The organism is Pseudoalteromonas sp. S3785 (assembly GCF_005887365.1).
In the GTDB taxonomy this organism is placed as follows: Bacteria; Pseudomonadota; Gammaproteobacteria; order Enterobacterales; family Alteromonadaceae; genus Pseudoalteromonas.
Window position 1 is genome coordinate 1 of the sequence record NZ_PNCT01000075.1, and the last position, 19,666, is coordinate 19,666.

At 40.0% G+C, this 19,666-nt stretch carries 14 protein-coding genes; 2 read left to right on the forward strand and 12 right to left on the reverse strand.

All coding sequences use genetic code 11. The annotated features are described in order from the left end of the window. Positions 1–321 precede the first annotated feature (321 nt). Positions 322–906 carry a hypothetical protein gene (locus CWC17_RS16615; RefSeq protein ID WP_138542425.1) on the forward strand — a complete coding sequence of 195 codons (585 nt, stop codon included), beginning with the start codon at positions 322–324 and terminating at the stop codon, positions 904–906. 9 nt (positions 907–915) lie between these two features. Here CWC17_RS16615 and rluF read toward each other — a convergent pair whose 3' ends face one another. The 10 genes from rluF to CWC17_RS16665 form a co-directional block, all read right to left on the reverse strand. Further along, positions 916–1,902: a 23S rRNA pseudouridine(2604) synthase RluF gene (rluF, locus tag CWC17_RS16620; RefSeq protein WP_138614117.1), complete on the reverse strand. Its 987-nt coding sequence runs from the start codon at positions 1,900–1,902 to the stop codon at positions 916–918. Between the two features lie 76 nt (positions 1,903–1,978). Next, positions 1,979–3,073 (reverse strand): DUF418 domain-containing protein, encoded by a 1,095-nt coding sequence (locus tag CWC17_RS16625; RefSeq protein WP_502704920.1) that lies wholly within the window; start codon positions 3,071–3,073, stop codon positions 1,979–1,981. Between the two features lie 19 nt (positions 3,074–3,092). Further along, a complete protein-coding gene (locus CWC17_RS16630) occupies positions 3,093–4,307 on the reverse strand; it encodes an EAL and HDOD domain-containing protein (protein WP_138614119.1) in 1,215 nt (404 codons plus the stop codon). Between the two features lie 91 nt (positions 4,308–4,398). Beyond that, a complete protein-coding gene (locus tag CWC17_RS16635) occupies positions 4,399–5,934 on the reverse strand; it encodes a glycogen synthase (RefSeq protein ID WP_138614121.1) in 1,536 nt (511 codons plus the stop codon). A gap of 41 nt (positions 5,935–5,975) precedes the next feature. Then, on the reverse strand, positions 5,976–7,277 hold the full coding sequence (gene glgC / locus CWC17_RS16640; protein ID WP_004586432.1) for a glucose-1-phosphate adenylyltransferase: 1,302 nt from the start codon (positions 7,275–7,277) through the stop codon (positions 5,976–5,978). A gap of 14 nt (positions 7,278–7,291) precedes the next feature. Beyond that, positions 7,292–9,829, reverse strand: a complete 2,538-nt coding sequence (locus CWC17_RS16645) for a glycogen/starch/alpha-glucan phosphorylase (protein ID WP_138542429.1) — start codon at positions 9,827–9,829, stop codon at positions 7,292–7,294. After that, the gene (gene glgX, locus CWC17_RS16650; protein WP_138614123.1) at positions 9,822–11,885 is read right to left on the reverse strand and encodes a glycogen debranching protein GlgX; all 2,064 of its coding nucleotides are present in this window, start codon (positions 11,883–11,885) and stop codon (positions 9,822–9,824) included. The genes CWC17_RS16645 and glgX overlap by 8 nt, the downstream gene beginning before the upstream one ends. After that, on the reverse strand, positions 11,878–14,097 hold the full coding sequence (glgB, locus tag CWC17_RS16655) for a 1,4-alpha-glucan branching protein GlgB (RefSeq protein WP_138614125.1): 2,220 nt from the start codon (positions 14,095–14,097) through the stop codon (positions 11,878–11,880). Before glgB ends, glgX begins: the two co-directional genes overlap by 8 nt. Beyond that, complete coding sequence (malQ, locus tag CWC17_RS16660; RefSeq protein WP_138614127.1) at positions 14,090–16,087, reverse strand: 4-alpha-glucanotransferase; 1,998 nt, start codon at positions 16,085–16,087, stop codon at positions 14,090–14,092. Before malQ ends, glgB begins: the two co-directional genes overlap by 8 nt. Positions 16,088–16,096: 9 nt before the next feature. Then, positions 16,097–16,399: an isoamylase early set domain-containing protein gene (locus CWC17_RS16665; RefSeq protein WP_138614129.1), complete on the reverse strand. Its 303-nt coding sequence runs from the start codon at positions 16,397–16,399 to the stop codon at positions 16,097–16,099. Between the two features lie 373 nt (positions 16,400–16,772). Between CWC17_RS16665 and CWC17_RS16670 the strand changes: the two genes are divergently transcribed. Further along, positions 16,773–17,711 carry a hypothetical protein gene (locus CWC17_RS16670; RefSeq protein WP_138614132.1) on the forward strand — a complete coding sequence of 313 codons (939 nt, stop codon included), beginning with the start codon at positions 16,773–16,775 and terminating at the stop codon, positions 17,709–17,711. 56 nt (positions 17,712–17,767) lie between these two features. Here CWC17_RS16670 and CWC17_RS16675 read toward each other — a convergent pair whose 3' ends face one another. After that, entirely contained in the window at positions 17,768–18,940 is a 1,173-nt protein-coding gene (locus tag CWC17_RS16675; protein WP_138614134.1) for a transporter substrate-binding domain-containing protein, read from the reverse strand. A 126-nt stretch (positions 18,941–19,066) separates the two neighbouring features. Continuing rightward, positions 19,067–19,495, reverse strand: coding sequence for an Lrp/AsnC family transcriptional regulator (locus CWC17_RS16680; protein WP_138542436.1), 429 nt, complete (start codon positions 19,493–19,495; stop codon positions 19,067–19,069). Positions 19,496–19,666 lie beyond the last annotated feature (171 nt).

Below are 19,666 nucleotides of genomic sequence, written 5' to 3' on the forward strand. Positions count from 1 at the left end.
CGCCCACTAGGTTACAAACCTCGCGCCACGATTAAATAGCCCCTAGATTGAACAAATTATAATCCTGAAAGGTCAACAGGCCCTAGGCTGTATATGTATTCTCTTTGGCTATTTTCGCTTTATAAGCGACGAAAATGGCAATGCAGATTTAAACAACTACCGTTTCACGGGCGGTATTGCGTTGGTAATAACGGGCATGTTTGACGGTACTTACGATTTAATTAAACGTCTGCGCTCTAAAAACAGCGTATCTGCATTAGCCGTTTATTTAGGGCTTTTTTTACTTTATATTGGCGTTGTGTTTTATAAATAACCCCTCAAATGACAGCAAAACAACTTTTTAGAATAATAATTACCGCGAGCTTACTACTCCCTCCCCTATTTTTTATTGCTTGGGATGAAAATCTCGATCCCCCCTTTATTGCCAATACTGCTTATGATTTTTTAACACATAAGCTGCTTCCTGCTTTGTCAGTACTAATTAGTATTGCAGCAGGTATGTACGGATACAAAAAGTACAACGCATGCATAACGTTTAAATCAAATTTTAAAGACTACTTAGAGGATGATGGGAAGCTTAGGGGTTGGCTGGGTATCTTGTTTATACCGGTTTTAGTTTATTTATGGCTGTGGGCTAGTTTTTGTATTTCTGTAAAGCTTTGGACTTATTATTATAGCGAGAATAGCTGGCAGCAAGAGTACCAGCTACTGGCTATAGAGGCCTGCCCGCGTGATTACGAATACAGCTGCGCAAAACTGGTTGTGCTTGATTTACAAACTTATAGAAAACGCTCTTTTAGATGGTATTTAGATAAGCAAAAACTAAAACGGTTAAAAAATGAAAAAATAAACATCGTGGGCGTTAAAAGCCCACTCGGTTACGTTGTGCATCAAATACAGTGGTAAGTGCACACGCTATTTTTTTAAACTTAATGTACCAGATGAGCGCGATTTACCGTTTGATGACTTTTTGTTGTTTGCGTTTTTGCTATCGCCTTGAGTATTTTTAACTACGCCCCCTTTACCTAAATAGGTGGTTGAACGCTTTTGAAAGGGGGTGTTACTTCTTTGAGTGCGAGTGCCTCGCTCATTATTAAAGGCACGTGGGTTTTCACCCTGAAAATCACGCTTTTTAGGCTCGCCTTTGTTATTGGCATTTTGCTTATTAATATCAACCGAATGCTCTTGCGTTTTACCCGAGTCAGCAATAGAGTTATTAATTTGCGCCATTTCTACGTCGGTTAAATGTCGCCACTGGCCTACTTTTAAGCCCTTTAACGTTACATTCATAATGCGGGTACGTTTAAGGGTCACCACTTCATAGCCTAGGTATTCACACATACGACGAATTTGGCGATTTAACCCCTGTGTAAGCACAATTTTGAACTCTTGCGGCGCTGTTTGCGTCACTTTACATTTTTTTGTGACGGTATCTAAAATAGGAATACCGTTGGCCATTTTGCTCACAAACTGGCGGTTTAGTGGTTTATCAACTGTCACCACGTATTCTTTTTCGTGGTTATTACCTGCTCGCAAAATTTTATTAACGATGTCACCTTCGTTAGTTAAAAAAATTAATCCTTCAGAAGGTCTATCTAAACGGCCGATAGGAAATATGCGGGTGGGATAATTAACAGCTTTTACAATATTACTTTGAATTTTACTCTCGGTGGTACAGGTAATACCTACTGGCTTATTATACGCAATGTACACACGCTTTGGTTTTTCGCGCAGCGGTTTTCCATCTACTAAAACAGTATCGGTATCTGCCACTTTTACGCCCATTTCAGGCGTATTACCATTAACCGTTACACGACCTTGCTCAATATATTTATCGGCTTCACGGCGTGAACAAAAACCTGTTTCACTAATAAATTTATTTAAACGTTTTAATTCGGTCATGGCACTTAATGGTCCTAATTTTAAAGGCGACTAGTGTAAACCACACGCCATTATTTTTCGCCCCTAATTTAAGCCTTTACGCATTAATTTTTGCGATTTTTGCTTGAGTTAACTTACGCCAAACATATTCCAGCGGCCCTTGCTCATAATAGCGACAATATAAAGCTGTAAACAATAGCTGCAAAGTAACCAGGCCGGTCGCGACTAACCAATAGTCTATGCGGTTAAAACTCAATACCCACTGCGGATACAATACTTTATAAAGCAGCAGCTGCATAAGTGTTTGGCCTATATATAAGGTAAAAGCTAGGCGCCCCGCCTGCTGAATAAGCCGCCCTACATGGGCGCGATTATTACAAAATTTAACGATAAGATGAATATAAAATACAGCCATGAACAACGCGGCAAAGGTATTTATAAACTCTTGTATGGCGAACCCTGCTCCCCCTGTAAACTGTGACGCATACAGCCTCATGCCTGAAAAAATAAAGGCACCAGTTATACAAATAATAAGGTGCGGCTTGGTTAAACCTCTATTAAAAACCTCATTTTTATATAAATAGATGCCTATCAGCATCAGCCCTACGCACAGCCACATGATCATGATAGGAACAGCTACCAGCATTAATACATTCATACCTAGGTTACTTAAAAAATAATCGCTGTAATGTGGGCTATATAAATCGATATACTGCGCTGTGTCACGATAAATTACCTCATCTGGTACACTAAAAAGTACCAACGCCGTGGCTACACAACCAATTAAAAGAAACTCCCCCGCCCTTTTTAAAAGTAGTTGGTTATTACTTTGCAAATATTTTAGGGTAAACCAGCCAGATACACCGTACAAAAATAAAATGTCGCCAGCCCACAGTAAAAAACCATGTACCAAACCAAAAATGATAAGCCAATGCAATCGCGCTTTTAAAGGGGCTGTTGATTTAACTTTTTGCCATTGAATATACAGGCCTGCACCAAACAGTACGCTAAACAGCGTTCTAAATCGGCCATCCACAAAAAAAGTACTCACAGCATGGATAAGGGCATCGCTAAAAGGCGGGGTAGATAAAGGAATATAGCTATAGTCCATTAAGCCAAACGCATAGCCATTCATATACACTAAGCAAAGCACAGCAATGCCACGAATAAAGTCCATATTATAATTTCGCATAATGAGCGGTTACTGTCCTTTAACTATTATTTTTATAATTATCTGCCCAATCTACGGCTTGTTTATATAACCCTGGCAGCACATCACTTTTAACATTAAGTAATATAACGGCTTTTTCTAATGTCCACCAGCTACCTGTTTCGTACGCTTGCACTACATTTAAAATATAATATAGGGTGTTTTTTTCGTTTAATAACGCCGCTTTAATATCATCAGGAAAAGGTAATTTTTCGACTAATAAACTCATAGGTTGATCGAGTATGGCATCGAGTAACGAAAACAAGCCGGTTAAAAACGCCTCACCCGCAAGCGATTTAGACACCTGCTTTGCTATTAGCTCACAAAAGCGTGCTCTAACTACACACACTTGCATTAACTCTGCTGGCTTTTTACCCGCGGTGTGGGCGGTAACAATAAGACTTACAAACTTTTTTAAACGCTCATGCCCTAAATACACTAACGCCTGTTTAATAGATGATATTTTGCTTTGAATAGGAAAAACACCACTGTTAATTAGGCGCATAAGCTTATAAGCCAGGGCTGCATCGGCTTCAAATAACGCACTAATTTGCTTTATATCTGGGCTTGATTTCATTACTTGCGCGTAAATAGCCACAACTAACGCATAGTTATAATCAATGTCTTGCTGTTCGTGCATTGTGGGCTTAGCAAAAAAGTAGCCTTGGAAATAATCAAACCCCATTTTATGGGCTTGATGATAATCGGCTTGGGTTTCTATTTTTTCAGCTAATATTTTAATTTTTTTATGCTGTTTTAGTTTTTCTACAATCTCGGCAATATCTGATAAAGGCGTTTGCGCAATATCAAACTTTACTAGCTTAATAAACTTTAAAAATCGCTCCCATTGTTCGTTATACACAAAGTCATCTAATGCAAGCTTATAATTTTTATGAAAAAGTTCTCTGCAAAGTTGGTAATTATCATCGGTGGGTTCAATGGTTTCTAACAGCTCAATGACTACATCTTTACAGGGTAAAAAGTCACATAAATTGTGTTTTAAAGAGTCAGGCCCTATATTTATTAATGCTGCTTTACCTGAGGTGATGTGGCGGGTGCCTAAATTAAGCTGGTTTTCCATTATTAGGCGAGCAGTAGCTTGACCTTCTTCTATATCGGGAAAAAAGTTTTCAGCACTATTGCGAAATAAAAGCTCGTAAGCAACTACATTTTGCTTACGATTAAATATTGCTTGCCTTGCAACAAATACAGACACATTACCTACTTCTTATTTATATACTCAAACTAAGTAATTAATAGCGTAAATAGGTAAAAATGTCACTTCTGTTGCGTTTAAATTTAATGATTTAGCAATACATGCTTGAAATATAATCAGCAGCGACCGTTTCCCACGAAAAACGTGCACCTTTAGCATTAGCTGTAATTTTTTCCCATTGCTTAGGATTTTGCTGTTTTAGCGTAAGGGTTTCAGTTAAGCATGTCATTAACCCATCAACTTGCTCATCTAACGAGGCGCCAAAAAACGCAAAGCCATTGTTTTTGTGGCTTACGGTGTCTTTTAAACCGCCAACACTGTGTACTAAACAAGGTTGCCCTGCGCGCATAGCAAGCATTTGACTAATTCCGCATGGTTCAAACGAGCTTGGCATTAAAAATAAATCCCCAAGCTCATATAGGCTATCGCCAATACCTTGCCCATACCCTTTTAAAAACAACAAGTTTGCATTGCGTGCCATGGCCTTAGTAAAAATACTTTCAAGAGCTTTGTCACCAGAGCCTAAAATAATGAGACGGCCATTAAAACGGTTAATTATTTCACACACTTTATCAAGCGCTAATGCATTACCGTATTGTTGACAAAGTAATAGCACCTTTTGCTCGGTCAGCCTGCCAACACTTGTTACAAGGGGCCCGTCTATTGGCGTGTTTTTAAACTGCAGCATGCGCTGATGCGCAATATAGTAACTCGTTTCAAGCTGTTCATGTTTTACCATCCAGTTAAATAAGGTATGTTCAATACGCTCATACAAAAGCGATAAAGTAACCTGCTCAGGGCTTTGCTCAGGGTATTCACAGCCATTTAATATCCCCACTACCTTGCCTTGGGCCGATTGATTTTGTAAATCAAGCTCTAAGCCTTCTCCACCAAAAAAACCTTGCTGATAATTACTCGGCTTTAGTACCTCAGTACTGTAAGTAGGTGAGACTAAATGCACTTTATCAGCCAAATTTATAGCGCTTCGCATAGGGTTAAAGCAGTGTGGGTAACGAGGGTCGCACAAATGTTGCCCGTTATAACCTAACGAAGGAAACCAGGCCTCTAAACTCGAGTCATCGTGTTTAAAAGGTCTGATCCCTTGCAGTGCTAAATTATGAACAGTGTAGGCAATGTGTAAATTAGCAAGCGTATCGTAGCGTTTATCAAATTTTAATAACACGGCAACACAAGCGCTGTGCCAATCGTGAAGATGCAGTGCTTGAGGGCGCTTTAATAATCCCTGCAGTAACACTTCACATATTGCGGCACTAAATAATGCGTATTTGGTTGCATCTGTTGCAAAAGGTCGCCCGGGTTCGTCATTGCAGTACACCGCCCCCGATTGGCTAAACAGTGGATGCGAAATAACAAATTGATTAATGTGTGTGTTGTCATCACATATTTTAAATACAGATAATACCTGTGGCTGCGCTCTAAATATAACAGTGACATCACCTATATATTCACGTTGCAGTTGCTCAAACCCATAATCAGGAATAACAACATCTACGCTCACGCCCTGTGCGGCTAGTGCTTTTGGGGCATCTCTGACTACATCTGCTACACCGCCCACTTTAGCGTTTGGTAAAGCATCGTTTTCTGCGGCAACCATTAATACATGCATTTATTTACTACTTCCTTAACCTTTGTTATTCGCATCCGATTTTAAGCGAACTTTTTATTTTCGTGTGCTTGACGTTCAAGCTTTTTGGCAAGCTCCGTGAGCATATCACGGGTTACAAGCACTATGCCTTTTTTAGATACCCTAAAGCCATTTTCTTCATCGGCTTTTCTATCGTAGCCAATTTCAAGCCCTGCGGGTATTTCACAGCTTCGATCAATTATGGCTCGCTTAATTTTACAATGACGATTAATGAGAGCCCCGGGTAAAATTACCGATTGCTCTATTTCGCAAAATGAACGTACGTGCACGTTTGAAAACAGCAGTGATTTTCTAACTACTGAGCCCGATACAATACACCCCCCTGATACAGTTGAGTCTACCGCCATACCGCGTCTATCTTCATCATCAAAAATAAACTTAGCCGGTGGCAACTGCTCTTGGTAGGTCCAAATAGGCCAGGTTGGATCGTATAAATCTAGCTGTGGCTCGGGCATTACCAATTCCATATTGGCTTCCCAAAACGAGTCTAACGTTCCTACATCGCGCCAATAAGGTTGCCCTTCTTGCATGGGATCTCTAAACGGAAACGCATACACACTGTGCTCCTCTATAATTGCCGGAATAATATCGTGCCCAAAATCGCGGCCAGAACCTTCATTTTCAGCATCTTTTTTTAGCTGCTCAAATAAAAACTCGGTATTAAACACATAGTTGCCCATAGAGGCTAAGCAGGTTCCTGGCTTACCAGGGACAGAGCTGGGGATAGAAGGTTTTTCATCAAAGCGGCATACTCGATTTTTTTCATCAACGGTCATTACCCCAAAGGTGTCTGCAGCCTCTTCAACAGGTACTTCAAGACAACATACAGTCATGTCGGCGCCTTTTTGGACATGCTCAGCTAATAAAGCACCGTAATCCATTCGATAAACGTGATCGCCTGACAAAATCATCACATATTTTGGCAGTTCGTGGCGAATTATATCCATGTTTTGAAAAACCGCATCGGCAGTCCCACAATACCACTCATCACCATTACGCTGAGATGCGGGTAAAATTTCAACCGACTCCCCCAGCTCCTTCTTAAAATGGCCCCAGGCGCGATTAACATGGCGGATCAAAGAGTGTGATTTATACTGTGTGGCTATGCCTACACGCCTCACACCCGAATTAATACAATTTGATAATGGAAAATCGATAATACGGTGCTTACCGCCAAAATAAACAGCAGGCTTTGCGCGCCAATCTGTCAATTCGTGTAAGCGTGAGCCGCGTCCACCAGCCAGTATTAACGCGTACGTATCTCGGGTTAAGCTACTTATGTAACGATTTGCATAACTAGGCATAATACTCTCTCCGTTTAGTCTGTGCTCTTAGTGGCATGGCTCGTAGTTGTGTGTAAGTCTGTTTCACTAATAGTTAGGGGGGTTAGGTGCCAAATATCTTCACTGTATTGGCTTATGGTTCTATCACTTGAAAAGATGCCACTTGCGGCCGTATTTAAAATACTCATTTGCGTCCAATGCGTTTGGTCAAGATACGCAGCCTCTACCTGCTTTTGCGCAGCAACGTAGCTTTCAAAGTCATGTGCAACCAACCAAGGATCGTGAGGGCTTTTAATTGCATTAATAATGTCGTCAAATAAATTAGGCTCAAACAGATTAAATTGCCCGCTTTCGAGTAACTGCATTACATGGCTCAGGTCGCTGTTTTGCTCTATTAAATGAGAAGGGTTATAGCGCGATTTAATATCATCAATTTCATGAGCCTGCGCACCAAACAAAAAGAAATTATCTGCGCCCACAGCGTCTCTAATTTCAATATTCGCCCCATCTAACGTACCAATAGTAAGCGCGCCATTCATCATAAACTTCATGTTACCAGTGCCTGATGCTTCTTTACCTGCGGTCGATACTTGCTCTGATAAATCGGTTGCCGGGCAAATCGTTTCCATTGCGGTTACATTATAATTTGGCAAAAACGCAACTCGTAAATAAGGTGCTGCAAGTGGGTCTTTATTAATAACCTCAGCGACATTATTAATGAGCTTAATTATTTTTTTAGCCATGTAATAACCAGGCGCTGCTTTACCTCCTAACAGCACACAACGTGGTACTAAGTTTGTCGTATCGCCACGGCGTATACGCTCATATAAATGAATAACATGCAGCACATTTAATAGCTGGCGTTTGTATTCGTGAATACGTTTAACTTGTACGTCAAACATCATCTCTACATCAAAATCAACACCACAGCGCTCTTTGACTAAATCGACGAGGCGTTGTTTATTTTCGCGTTTAACATTTTGCCATTGCTGATGAAACGCCCTGTCGTCGAAGTAGCGACGTAATTGGCTAATATCTGCAAAATTGCTAACCCATTTTGAGCCAATTTTTTCTGTAATTAACGTGCTCAAGGCAGGGTTGCAGTGTGCTAACCAACGCCTTGGCGTAACCCCATTGGTTTTATTATTAAACTTATTAGGCCAAAGTTCATAAAAGGTTTTAAATAGGCCTTCTTTTAAAAGTTGAGTATGAAGTGCGGCCACACCATTTACCGAATAGCTACCCACAATGGCTAAATATGCCATGCGTATTTGCGGCACGTCGCCTTCTTCAATTAACGACAGCGCACGCTGTTTACTTGCATCACCAGGCCAATGCTGAGCCACTTGGGCTAAAAAGCGGGCATTTATTTCATAAATAATTTCTAAAATTCGTGGGAGTAGTTTTGCAAAAAGTGGCACCGACCATTTTTCTAATGCCTCTGGCAATAATGTGTGGTTAGTGTAAGCCATTGTGCTGGTTGTAATTTCCCACGCGTTATCCCAATCAAGCTCGTAGTCATCAACCAAAATGCGCATTAACTCTGCCACGGCAATACTTGGGTGGGTATCATTTAATTGAAATACATGATGTGCAGCAAAGTCACTAAAGTCTTCGCCGTACTGCTCAACCCATTGCGATACAATATCTTGAATACTCGCTGATGATAAAAAGTACTGTTGGCGTAATCTAAGCTCTTTACCATTTTCACTGCTGTCATTTGGGTAAAGCACCATGGTGATTTGTTCTGCTAGGTTTTTTTGCGCCACCGCTTCTGAATAACTCCCTGCATTAAACTCGGTTAAGTTAAATTCGTCGGTCGCTTCTGATTTCCATAACCTTAGCGTATTAACAATGTCGTTTTTATAACCAGGAATAGGCACATCATAGGGCACGGCTAAAACATCATGACAACCAACCCATTGGCGGTGTTCTCGCCCATGTTTGTCGGTATAACTTTGTACGTGCCCGAAAAACTTCACTCGTTGTGATTGCTCAGGGGCGGCAAGCTCCCACGGGTGCCCCTCACGAAGCCAGTTATCGGGTTGCTCAACTTGGTGACCATTTTTTAGTGATTGGTTAAACATACCGTATTCGTAGCGAATACCGTAACCCACCACGGGAAGCGCAAGGCTTGCACAGCTATCTAAAAAACAGGCTGCTAAACGTCCGAGGCCACCATTACCTAGCCCTGCATCATGCTCTGCTTGGGCTACAGTTTCTGTTGTGGTGCAATATTCTTGTAGAGCACTGGATACTTGCTCGTCTAAATCTAAGTTTAAAATAGCATTGCCAAGTGCCCTACCCATTAAAAATTCTAACGATAAGTAAGCTGTTTTGCGGCGTTTTTCTTGCTTTATTTGTTGTTTGGTTTCTCTGCAACGAGCAACAAGCCGATCTCTAATTGTCAGCGCGAGCGCATGATATAAATACAGTTGCGACTCACCGACTTTGTCACGTCCTAAACTGTAATAAAAGTGCCGAGTTAAATCATCCTTTAAAGTGCTTTCATCAATTACAGGGCCTTCTTGCCACCCTTTTACCACACACACATTTTCGTCTTGCTTAGACATGACCTTCGTCCTCTAAATTTGCACTAAAAACCCAGCTGCTTTGTGTTGAAATTTCGACTATTGCATCCTCTTTACTGCTTAGCGATGCGTTATGTACACTTGATAAAACCATGTCCCATTGCGCCGCGATAGGCGATGGGGGTAACTTACAAAAAACTGTTTTTTTACTCGGATTTAAAATGATTAATAAGGCGTATTTATTTTGCTTATCTAACAAGCTATACATTAAAAACTGGCGCTGCGGCTCGTGCCAATGCTCGTTAGTCATTTTTACGCCTTGCTCGGTAAACCATTTAACCGTAAAGCGCTCGTCAATATCTTCTGAAAATACACTGTGTTTAAACGCGCTGTGACCACGCCTTATTTTTAATGCATCATCAATAAAACGGGTAAGTGAATGATTTAGCTGCGAGTCTTTCCATGCCAACCAACTGGTGCGGTTATTTTGACAATACGCATTATTATTACCCCCCTGCGAGTGGCCCATTTCACTGCCAGAGGCAATCATAGGTACTCCTTTTGAGAGTATTAGCGTAAGTAAAAAGTTCTTTTGTTGTTGCAGTCTTAAGGCAATAATTTTGGCATCATTAGTAAATCCCTCAACACCACAATTGGTTGAATGATTAGCGCTGTGGCCATCGCGATTTTGCTCACCATTTGCTTCATTATGTTTGTGCTCATAACTGACTAAATCAGCAAGCGTAAAACCATCGTGGCTGGTAATAAAGTTAATACTATTAAGCGGCCCACGCTGGCTGTGTTCAAAAATATCAAATGAGCCATGAATACGCTTTGCCACATTGGCTATAACGCCTTCTTCGCTTTGCCAAAATCGGCGTATTACATCTCTGTATTGATCATTCCACTCTCGCCACGGGGAGGGGAATGCGCCAAGTTGGTAGCCACCGGGCCCTATATCCCAAGGTTCACTAATAAGCTTTACACGGCTTAATACAGGGTCTTGCTCAATGGCTTGAAAAAACGCATGGGCGGTATTAAAACCATGGGCATTCCTGCCTAAAATAGTAGCTAAATCAAACCTAAAACCGTCGACTCCCATTATTTGTACCCAATAACGCAAGCTATCTAGTACCAGCTTTAAAGTTTTAGGGTGGTCAATATTAATGGTGTTACCACAGCCTGTATCGTTTATATACACCTGTGGCTTGTCAGCAACCGTACGATAATAAGCAAGGTTATCTAGCCCTCTGAGCGATAAAATCGGCCCATCGGCGCCCGCTTCTGCGGTGTGGTTATAAACCACATCTAAAATAACCTCTATATCCGCTTTATGAAGCTCGCTAACCATTTGTTTAAACTCGTTAATGTCGTCATTAACCAAATAATCTTTATGCGGAGTAAAAAAATTGAGCGTGTTGTAGCCCCAATAATTTTGCAGCCCTTTTGCCGTTAAAAACTGCTCACTTATAAAGGCATGCACAGGGAGTAGCTCAAGTGCAGTAACCCCTAAATTATGCAAATGCTCAATAAAGCTAGGGTGGCTTAAACCTAAAAACTTGCCTTGCAAATTTTTAGGAATATTAGGGTGTCGGCACGTGGCACCTTTTACATGACACTCATAAATAACGGTATTAGACCAGCTATGATTTGGCTTTTTATGTTTATAAGGCTGGCTATTAATAACCCGTGATTTAGGTATATCAATGGCATTATTAACGGTGCTTTTCGTGCCAATAGGCATTTGCCCATAGTGGCGCTCACTCCATGTAAATTCGCCAAATAAGTCTTTTGCATAAGGGTCAATCAGCAATTTGTGCTCGTTAAACAACAGGCCTTTTTCAGGACTGTACTCCCCTTCAATGCGATAACCATATAATGCGCCTTCGGCTAAAGGCGCAACATGGGCTGTCCATATACCGCCTTCGTTGATATGCATGGTTACTTTTAATATTTCAGAGTGACCACTTTTATCAAATAAACACACATAAGCTTGTGTTGCTTTAGGCGCATACAAGCTAAAGTTAACGCCGCCACTGCTAATAGTTGCGCCAAGTGGCTGTGGTTGCCCATGTGAAACCTTAAATCGATTACTCATCTTCAACCTTTTGTAAATAAATCGTCGTTAACCCGCCCATTGCAATTTTAATGCTATGCGAAAAACCATGAACGCTTGCCTTTACGCTACTAACCGTGGCGTTTTTGTTTGCTGTTACTTTAATACCTGAGCCAAAAAAAGCGTCATCATCGGTGTTTAAAATAATCTTATATTTACCCGCCGCGGGTACCCCAATTTCATACTCTTGATAAGAAACAGGTGTAAAGTTTGCTACTACTACAATAAAGTCGTGGGCATTTTTAGCATAACGTACAAAACTAAATATACTTTGCGCGTTATTGTTGTTATCTATCCATTCAAAACCCGCAGGGCTTGAGTCGAGTTCATACAGTGCAGGTGACTTTTTATAAACAGTATTGAGCACTTGTACAGTGTTTTGTATACCGCGGTGGCTTTTATGCTCTAGCAAATGCCAATCAATAGAATGGTTGTGATCCCATTCTTTTCGCTGTGCTATTTCGCCGCCCATAAACAGCAGCTTTTTGCCTGGGTGCGCCCACATAAATGCGTAATACGCACGTAGATTGGCAAATTTTTGCCAATCATCACCGGGCATTTTTTCAATTAGCGAACCTTTACCATGTACAACTTCGTCATGACTTAGCGGTAAAATGTAATTTTCGCTAAATGCGTATACCATAGAAAACGTCATTTCGTGATGGTGGTGCTGCCTATAAAGTGGGTCATATTTCATGTAATGCAGGCTGTCGTTCATCCACCCCATATTCCATTTGTAGCCAAAACCTAAGCCATTGTGATCAACACTTTGAGTAACGCCCGGCCATGCAGTAGACTCTTCAGCCACCATCATAATGCCCGGATTATTTTTATAACTGCGCAGATTTACTTGCTTTAGGCACTCAATAGCGCCTAGGTTTTCTCGCCCACCATAACAATTAGCAACCCATTGCCCTTCTTTGCGGCTGTAGTCTAAATAAAGCATGGAAGCCACCGCATCTACGCGCAGTCCATCAAGGCCAAATTGCTCTAGCCAATACATCGCATTAGAGATTAAAAAGCTTTTCACCTCCGGACGGTCGTAATTATAAATATAGGTATTCCAATCGGGATGAAAGCCCTGTCGAATATCGGCATGTTCAAATAAATGCGTGCCGTCAAAGTGATGTAATCCATGCGGATCGCTAGGAAAATGCCCAGGCACCCAATCAAGTAGCACACCTAAGTTTGCTTTGTGGCACTGCTGAACAAAGTATTTAAAACTGCTGTAATCACCAAAGCGACTAGTTGGTGCAAATAACCCCACCGGCTGATAACCCCACGAACCATCAAATGGGTATTCACTTATTGGCATTAATTGAATATGCGTAAAGCCCATTTCAAGCGTGTAATTAACCAATTTGTCGGCAAGCTCGCTATAGCTTAAATAGCGGTTTTCTTCAGCCCTTTGCCATGAGCCTAAGTGCACTTCGTAAATACTTATGGGCGCGTCTATATGGTTACGCTTTTGACGATTTTTAAGCTCGCTATCGCTCAGCGTAATAGCCGCAGCTTGCTGTTGTAACACACTGGCCGTGCCTGGTGCTTGTTGCATTTTAAAGGCAAACGGATCTGCTTTTTCAAGTACATCGCCTCGCTGTGTCACAATAGAAAATTTATAACAGGTATCGGGCTGAAGCCCTGCGATAAAAATCTCCCACACACCACACGCAGGATGAAAGCGCATATAGTGGCGATTAGCTTGCCAAAGGTTAAATTCCCCAATAACAGATACACTGGCTGCATTAGGCGCCCACACACAAAAACGCACTCCATCAACCCCTTGTTGGTTAATAAAGTGTGCACCTAAATGTTTATATGCATGCTCTAAACTGCCTTCGTTAAATAAGTACATTGCATTCGTATCTAAGCCGCTTGCAAAGCTATATTCATCGTAAAAACATAGTGTTGTATTTTCATATTCAACGTTACACTTATAAGGCTGCGCGGGCATTTCGTTGCTTGTTGCTATAAATAAATCGCTGTGGTTGTAACGCTTTGCAATAACTTTTTTACCATTAATAAAAATACTTACACTTTTCGCTGCGGGTAAATACACGCGTATTTCGTAACCACTTTTATAAGCATGCGCCCCTAAAAAACTAAAAGGGTCTTTAAACCTGCCGCCTTGGAGTACCCTAACCTGCTCGTCGTAACGGGTTTGTAATGAATCCTTTGGTGCAGTACTACTCATATTCTTTCCTTATTGAATTAACAGCAGCCAAGGTACTGGCATTATGTTTAAAAATATCGTCACATGAGTGCGTTAAAACACGGCGCCAATTTGGGTATTCGGTATCAGTACCGGGTATATTCACCGGATACGTTTGTTTATCTAAATCATCAAGCTGAAGTGCAAATAAACGGCTATCACTATGTGCAAGTGCTTTAGCCAGTTCATCATACACACACATAGCATCGCTAGATTCGTTAAGTTGCTTTATGCTATGTAACCGTATAAAACGCAGTAAACGTTGTTTTTCATGTTGTCGTTCGTGCAATTGTTGTTGGTACTGCTGCTCATCAATAAGTTGATACTGGCGTTTAATATCTAAATCATCTGTTTGCCACCAGCCGCAAAATGGCGGAACGTCGTGATTGGCTATCATAATTAAACAATGCTTAGGTAATTGCTCTAACGACAAAAACTCACCATCATGTTGTTTTTCAAAATAAAATAAGCTATTTGAATAAATACCGCTTGTTGCAAGTGCGTGTTTAACCTCGGGCGGGACTATGCCTAAATCTTCTCCTATTACTATGCACTGATTAAGGTGAGACTCTATTTTTAAAATAGCCAATAAGTGCTCGAAAGGGTAATAAACATAACAACCATCTTGTGTGTGGTTATTTTCAAAACACCACCATAAACGCCTGAGTGCCATAACGTGATCAATTCGCAAACCGCCAACACCTTGCATGTTTGCGCGAATAAGTGAGCGATAAAACGCAAAATGATCATTTTTTAATTGTTGTGGGTTAAGCGCAGGCAGCCCCCAATTTTGCCCTGCTTCTGCCCAAGGGTCTGGTGGAGCGCCAACATTAGCATTATCGCTAAAAAGTGATTGCTGTGATTGATACTCAATACCATCTCCTGCACAGCCAACAGCAAGGTCATTAATTAAACCTATTGCCATGCCTTTACTTAAACAGTGCTGCTGGCAATGCCTTAATTGTAGTTTAGCCTGCCATTGTAAGTAGTAATCAAAGGTAGGATTGGCTGAATTGAGCGTAGTTAAGGTCTGGGCGTTTTGTTTGCAAAACTGTGCAAACTCATCGCGCCGCGAAGCACTGGCATGTGCTTCAAAATGACTAAATAGCGCATTAAATAATGCATATTTAACTGTGCTTACTTTTTCATAATTTATAAACTGCTGATTGCTGTTTAAAAGCGCTTTTACCTCATCACTGTGTAATAAAGCATTCAACTGCGGATTATTTTTACTATCAGCCGATAGTTCAACAGAAATATACAGAGGGTTTAATAACGCACGGCTATTAGGGCTATAAGGGCTGGCCCGCTCACTTTGCTGTGCAAAAAGCAAGTGTAATGGGTTGAGTAATATGTAGTCCATGTGCTGCTGTGCACATAAATCACATAGCGCTAGTAAATCATTAAAATCCCCTACACCAAGGCCTGCTTTGTTTTTAACTGTGTACAACTGCAGCGAAAGCCCAGTGCGCTTAGTGTCATCTACTTGAAAAACTTTTTCTGGGGTAGCCCACAATTGAATCTCTTTGCTTTGCGCCCCAACACTAACAAGCGCCTGATGATAACCTACCGGTATAGCCCCTAAAGGCACTGCCACTTCAATATAACGTACGCCATGTGCATAATAATCGCCGGTAATGGTTAAATTATGTAAGTTAGTGCGCTCATAGGTTACATTTAATTTTGGCAGCGTTATAACAACAGGTAAATCAAGTTGGCGCTCATCTATGCGAATATAAAAAAGATTATCAGTTAAATTCACTAAGCTAGTATCGGGTGCTAACTCAAGCCAAGGCGCCACATCCAATTGGTAATTAAGCTGTGCAATTTGGTGTTCATCATCAGTATTTATACCACAACACTGTAAGGCACGTTTGCGCGTGTCTTCGCTAAATATAACCTGCTCGCCCGTGTATTTAGTAAACTCATAACCAATACCGTGCAGATAAAACAACTGCGAAAGTGCGTCCATTTACTCGCCTTAATTTATGCGTTGAGTGTTCACTATGCTATTTTCTGTGCCAAATGTATTAGGTAGGTAGTCATCTGCTTGGTGGTCGTTATCCCAAATATCGCCATTAATTAAATAACGAAAATGAAACTGCTGATCAACGGGTAAACGCTGCTTATATTTGAAGACCCCGTCTTTTTTATTAAATTTCATAGGCACTGGCTGCCAATCGGTAAATTCGCCTAGTAAACTTACTTGCTCTGCATCTGGGTGGGTAAACTCAAAGGTAACTTCTGCTTCATCTTTAGTTTTAAAAAAACGTTTATTCAACATAGTAGGCTCCAACTAATCCAAAATGGGTACTTAATCTTTGCCACAGGGCCGATACAACACTTCAAAAGGCGATGTGGGTGCTTTTAAACAACATCAAACACAGGTAATTTAAGCAAACTTTTATTTACGCATTATTACAGTGCAAAAAAGTTTTAAGCCGCACAATAAAAGTGCGGTTAGGCTAATAAACCTGGCTTTTTAATGAGTAAATAAAGTACAGCAAGTATTAAACCAACTTAATCATTTTAAATATAAGGAGGTGTTAGCAAAAAAATGACACAAAGGCCCACACCAACCTATAAATTTCTTTCGTTGTCACTGTCCTTAAGTAATAATACACAGCATCTTATGTCTCTGAAATACCATAAATTTCATGTTGAAAAAAAGCATTCTATTTACTACCGTAGTTGTATTTATTGCATTAGCCTCCTTTGTAAGCCTTTCTGCGTATACGCTTTATAGTAAAAAACAATTATCAGTTGACCCAAAATTAAAAGAAATTTCAGGCATAGAGTTTGATAAAAAAAAGCGTTTGTGGGCGATTAATGATGGCGGCGACGACCCAAAACTTTATCGTCTAGGTCAAGATGGCGCTATTGAAAAAGAAATCCTTGTCACTAATGCTAAAAATATTGATTGGGAGGACATGACGCAAAATAAATTTGGTCATTTTTTCTTAGGTGATTTCGGCAATAATAAAAACGATAGGAAATGGTTAACTATTTATAAAATAGAAAACCCTATTGATATAAAAACACAGACCACCGAAGCCGAAATTATCAAATTTACCTACCCAGAAATGGACGGCACGCCCATTACGCCTAATAAACGCAACTTTGATTTAGAGGCCTTTGTAGAGTACAAACGCCATTTATATTTATTTACCAAAAACAGAACCGAGCCCTTCGATGGGATTACCAACGTTTATAAAGTAGGCGATCATGCAGCTAATTTTGATGCGCAGTTAATTGATTCATTTAAAACATGTACAACTCTTGAAAAGCTATGCTGGATAACCTCCGCTGCGCTTAGCCCAGACAGGACTAAACTAGTGCTACTAGATTCTACCAGTATTTGGCTATTCGAAAATTTTAAAGGCGACAAATTTTTTTCTGGGGATGTATCTCGAATCGATTTAGGTATTGTTACGCAAAAAGAAGCGATTACCTTTTATGATGATAATACGCTTATATTTACAGATGAGGAATTTAAAGGGCTTGTGGGAGGAAATGCTTACGTTATTAAACTAGATGAAGCAGAAAAAACCATTATCAAACAAGCCACCAAACCAATATCTATAGTAGCTCAATAGCCATATATACCTTATTAAACATATCATGTGGTGTTTAATAAGGTACTGTTTAAGGTTTAATTTAATACGTTATTATTAAATGAGTGCAGTGCTTTTTCTACATCAACACCCAAAATAATAACGCCAATATGTTCACCTTTTGTATTTTTTATCGGTAAACTCAAGTGCACCTGAAAATGATGTGTTGATGCATCGTACTCAACACTATCAAAGCGATAATCTAAATCCTGCTGGTATAGGAGACTAAATTCCTTCTCATCACCTTGCCAATAATCACTGGTGGCTTTGCTCATTGCCGCATTTTTACCTTGCTTATCTGTCACTATGGTTTCTGTCACTATACCATTGAACTGCATTTGCCATTGTTGTAAAAATAATGACGCGTCAGTCACTAGCATTTTTTTAGCTAAGCCATGTTGATGTGTTTTTACTTCTTTAACCCAAAGGTCATCGGTTTTTTCAAGCTCTTGATTAGACAAATTAATATGGTTGCTTTGTTCAACTGCATCGCTAATTATTGGCTCTAATAGCAGTGTATTGATGGAATCTGATAGTTTATTTAGTATTTGAACCTGTTCAGCCTGTGATAAGTAAAAAGGCGCTGGTGCACACTGAGGTATCGTTTCGTCGAATTTTTCTAAAAAAGAAGGATGCGTATCTATAAGCTTATTTGCGGCAAATACACCTAGCGGCACATAGCGATAAAATGAACGTTGATACACAGAGGCATCAATACCTAAGTTATCAGCGGCATTGTTAAAATCATCTAAATCAAGTAATACTTTATCTACTCGATGATGATGAAGCACATTCACTATTTCCTCTAACGAATTTACTTCAAGTAGTGAGGTTATATTTTGTGTTTTAAACCAATTAGCTTGATAGCTTCCATGTACTACACCATAACGTAGTTTTCTGGGATCTTTATTTACGCTTTCAGGGTGAGTAAACCAGTACCAATTTTCTAGGTAAATAGGTGATGACAACTTACCATAATGGCTCATTTCAGAAGTTAAGTGCGTTGTAAAATACCCATCTAATCGACCCAACTTTACCTCCCTGCGTGCTCTAAGCCAAGGCAGAGATTGCAATTCAAAAGGCATATTCATGTTATGTAAAATACACTCTACTTGTTCAACCGCATTATCGGGTGTTGTAAGCGATACATTGGTACCAAACTTTAATGGTTCAGTTAAAGTCAAAAGTGCAAAAAATAACGTTGTGGGCATAATCCATTGCTAAATAATTATGTTAATTACATCAAGTATAGTAAGGCTTCGAAAAAATACCTAACTTAGTTAAAATTAAATATAGTTAAATCAGCAGGTAACCTGAAGACTCAATAAGTCAAAACTTTAACGCTTAAATTTTGTTTCTAAAATCACTGACGATGTTGTGCGCTCTACCCCGTCTAAATTACCTATATCATCGAGTAAATGACTTAACTTCTCTAAGTTTTGTGCTTGTACAACGGCAATTAAATCGAACTCGCCGCTTATTGCATAAAGCTGGGAAATTGCATCAATTTGTTTAAGCTCTAAGTTAGTTTTAGTGGTGAGTTTTTGCATCACCTTTATAGATACATGAGCCGATACCATACTGCTTAAATAGTCTTCACCGTAGTCAACGCTATATCCTTTTATCACACCTGTTTCCTCAAGCTTTAACATTCTGCTTTGCACGGTAGAGCGTGATAAATTAAGCATGCGTGCCAAGTCAGAAATACTGGCTCTTGCATTGGTTTTTAAAATTGAAAGTAGCTTTTCGTCTTGTGAAGTTATCATATTGCTTATTGATTTCGTTATTTTGACTTTTATTGTAATCAATTTTCACAAAATAGCACTGCAAATTTAACCTACAACCTTCGATAATAACCATCAATAACAAAAATTACCTAGCTGAGAAAACGCTAACGTTTTTATTTTGCTAATCTTTATTCAATTTTTACAATTTTT

Bases quoted from the DNA above. Each gene is read 5' to 3' on its own strand.
- CWC17_RS16615 (WP_138542425.1), top strand. From the start codon at position 322: ATGACAGCAAAACAACTTTTTAGAATAATAATTACCGCGAGCTTACTA.
- rluF (WP_138614117.1), bottom strand. From the start codon at position 1,902: ATGACCGAATTAAAACGTTTAAATAAATTTATTAGTGAAACAGGTTTT.
- CWC17_RS16625 (WP_502704920.1), bottom strand. From the start codon at position 3,073: ATGCGAAATTATAATATGGACTTTATTCGTGGCATTGCTGTGCTTTGC.
- CWC17_RS16635 (WP_138614121.1), bottom strand. From the start codon at position 5,934: ATGCATGTATTAATGGTTGCCGCAGAAAACGATGCTTTACCAAACGCT.
- glgC (WP_004586432.1), bottom strand. From the start codon at position 7,277: ATGCCTAGTTATGCAAATCGTTACATAAGTAGCTTAACCCGAGATACG.
- CWC17_RS16645 (WP_138542429.1), bottom strand. From the start codon at position 9,829: ATGTCTAAGCAAGACGAAAATGTGTGTGTGGTAAAAGGGTGGCAAGAA.
- glgX (WP_138614123.1), bottom strand. From the start codon at position 11,885: ATGAGTAATCGATTTAAGGTTTCACATGGGCAACCACAGCCACTTGGC.
- glgB (WP_138614125.1), bottom strand. From the start codon at position 14,097: ATGAGTAGTACTGCACCAAAGGATTCATTACAAACCCGTTACGACGAG.
- malQ (WP_138614127.1), bottom strand. From the start codon at position 16,087: ATGGACGCACTTTCGCAGTTGTTTTATCTGCACGGTATTGGTTATGAG.
- CWC17_RS16665 (WP_138614129.1), bottom strand. From the start codon at position 16,399: ATGTTGAATAAACGTTTTTTTAAAACTAAAGATGAAGCAGAAGTTACC.
- CWC17_RS16670 (WP_138614132.1), top strand. From the start codon at position 16,773: ATGTTGAAAAAAAGCATTCTATTTACTACCGTAGTTGTATTTATTGCA.
- CWC17_RS16675 (WP_138614134.1), bottom strand. From the start codon at position 18,940: ATGCCCACAACGTTATTTTTTGCACTTTTGACTTTAACTGAACCATTA.
- CWC17_RS16680 (WP_138542436.1), bottom strand. From the start codon at position 19,495: ATGATAACTTCACAAGACGAAAAGCTACTTTCAATTTTAAAAACCAAT.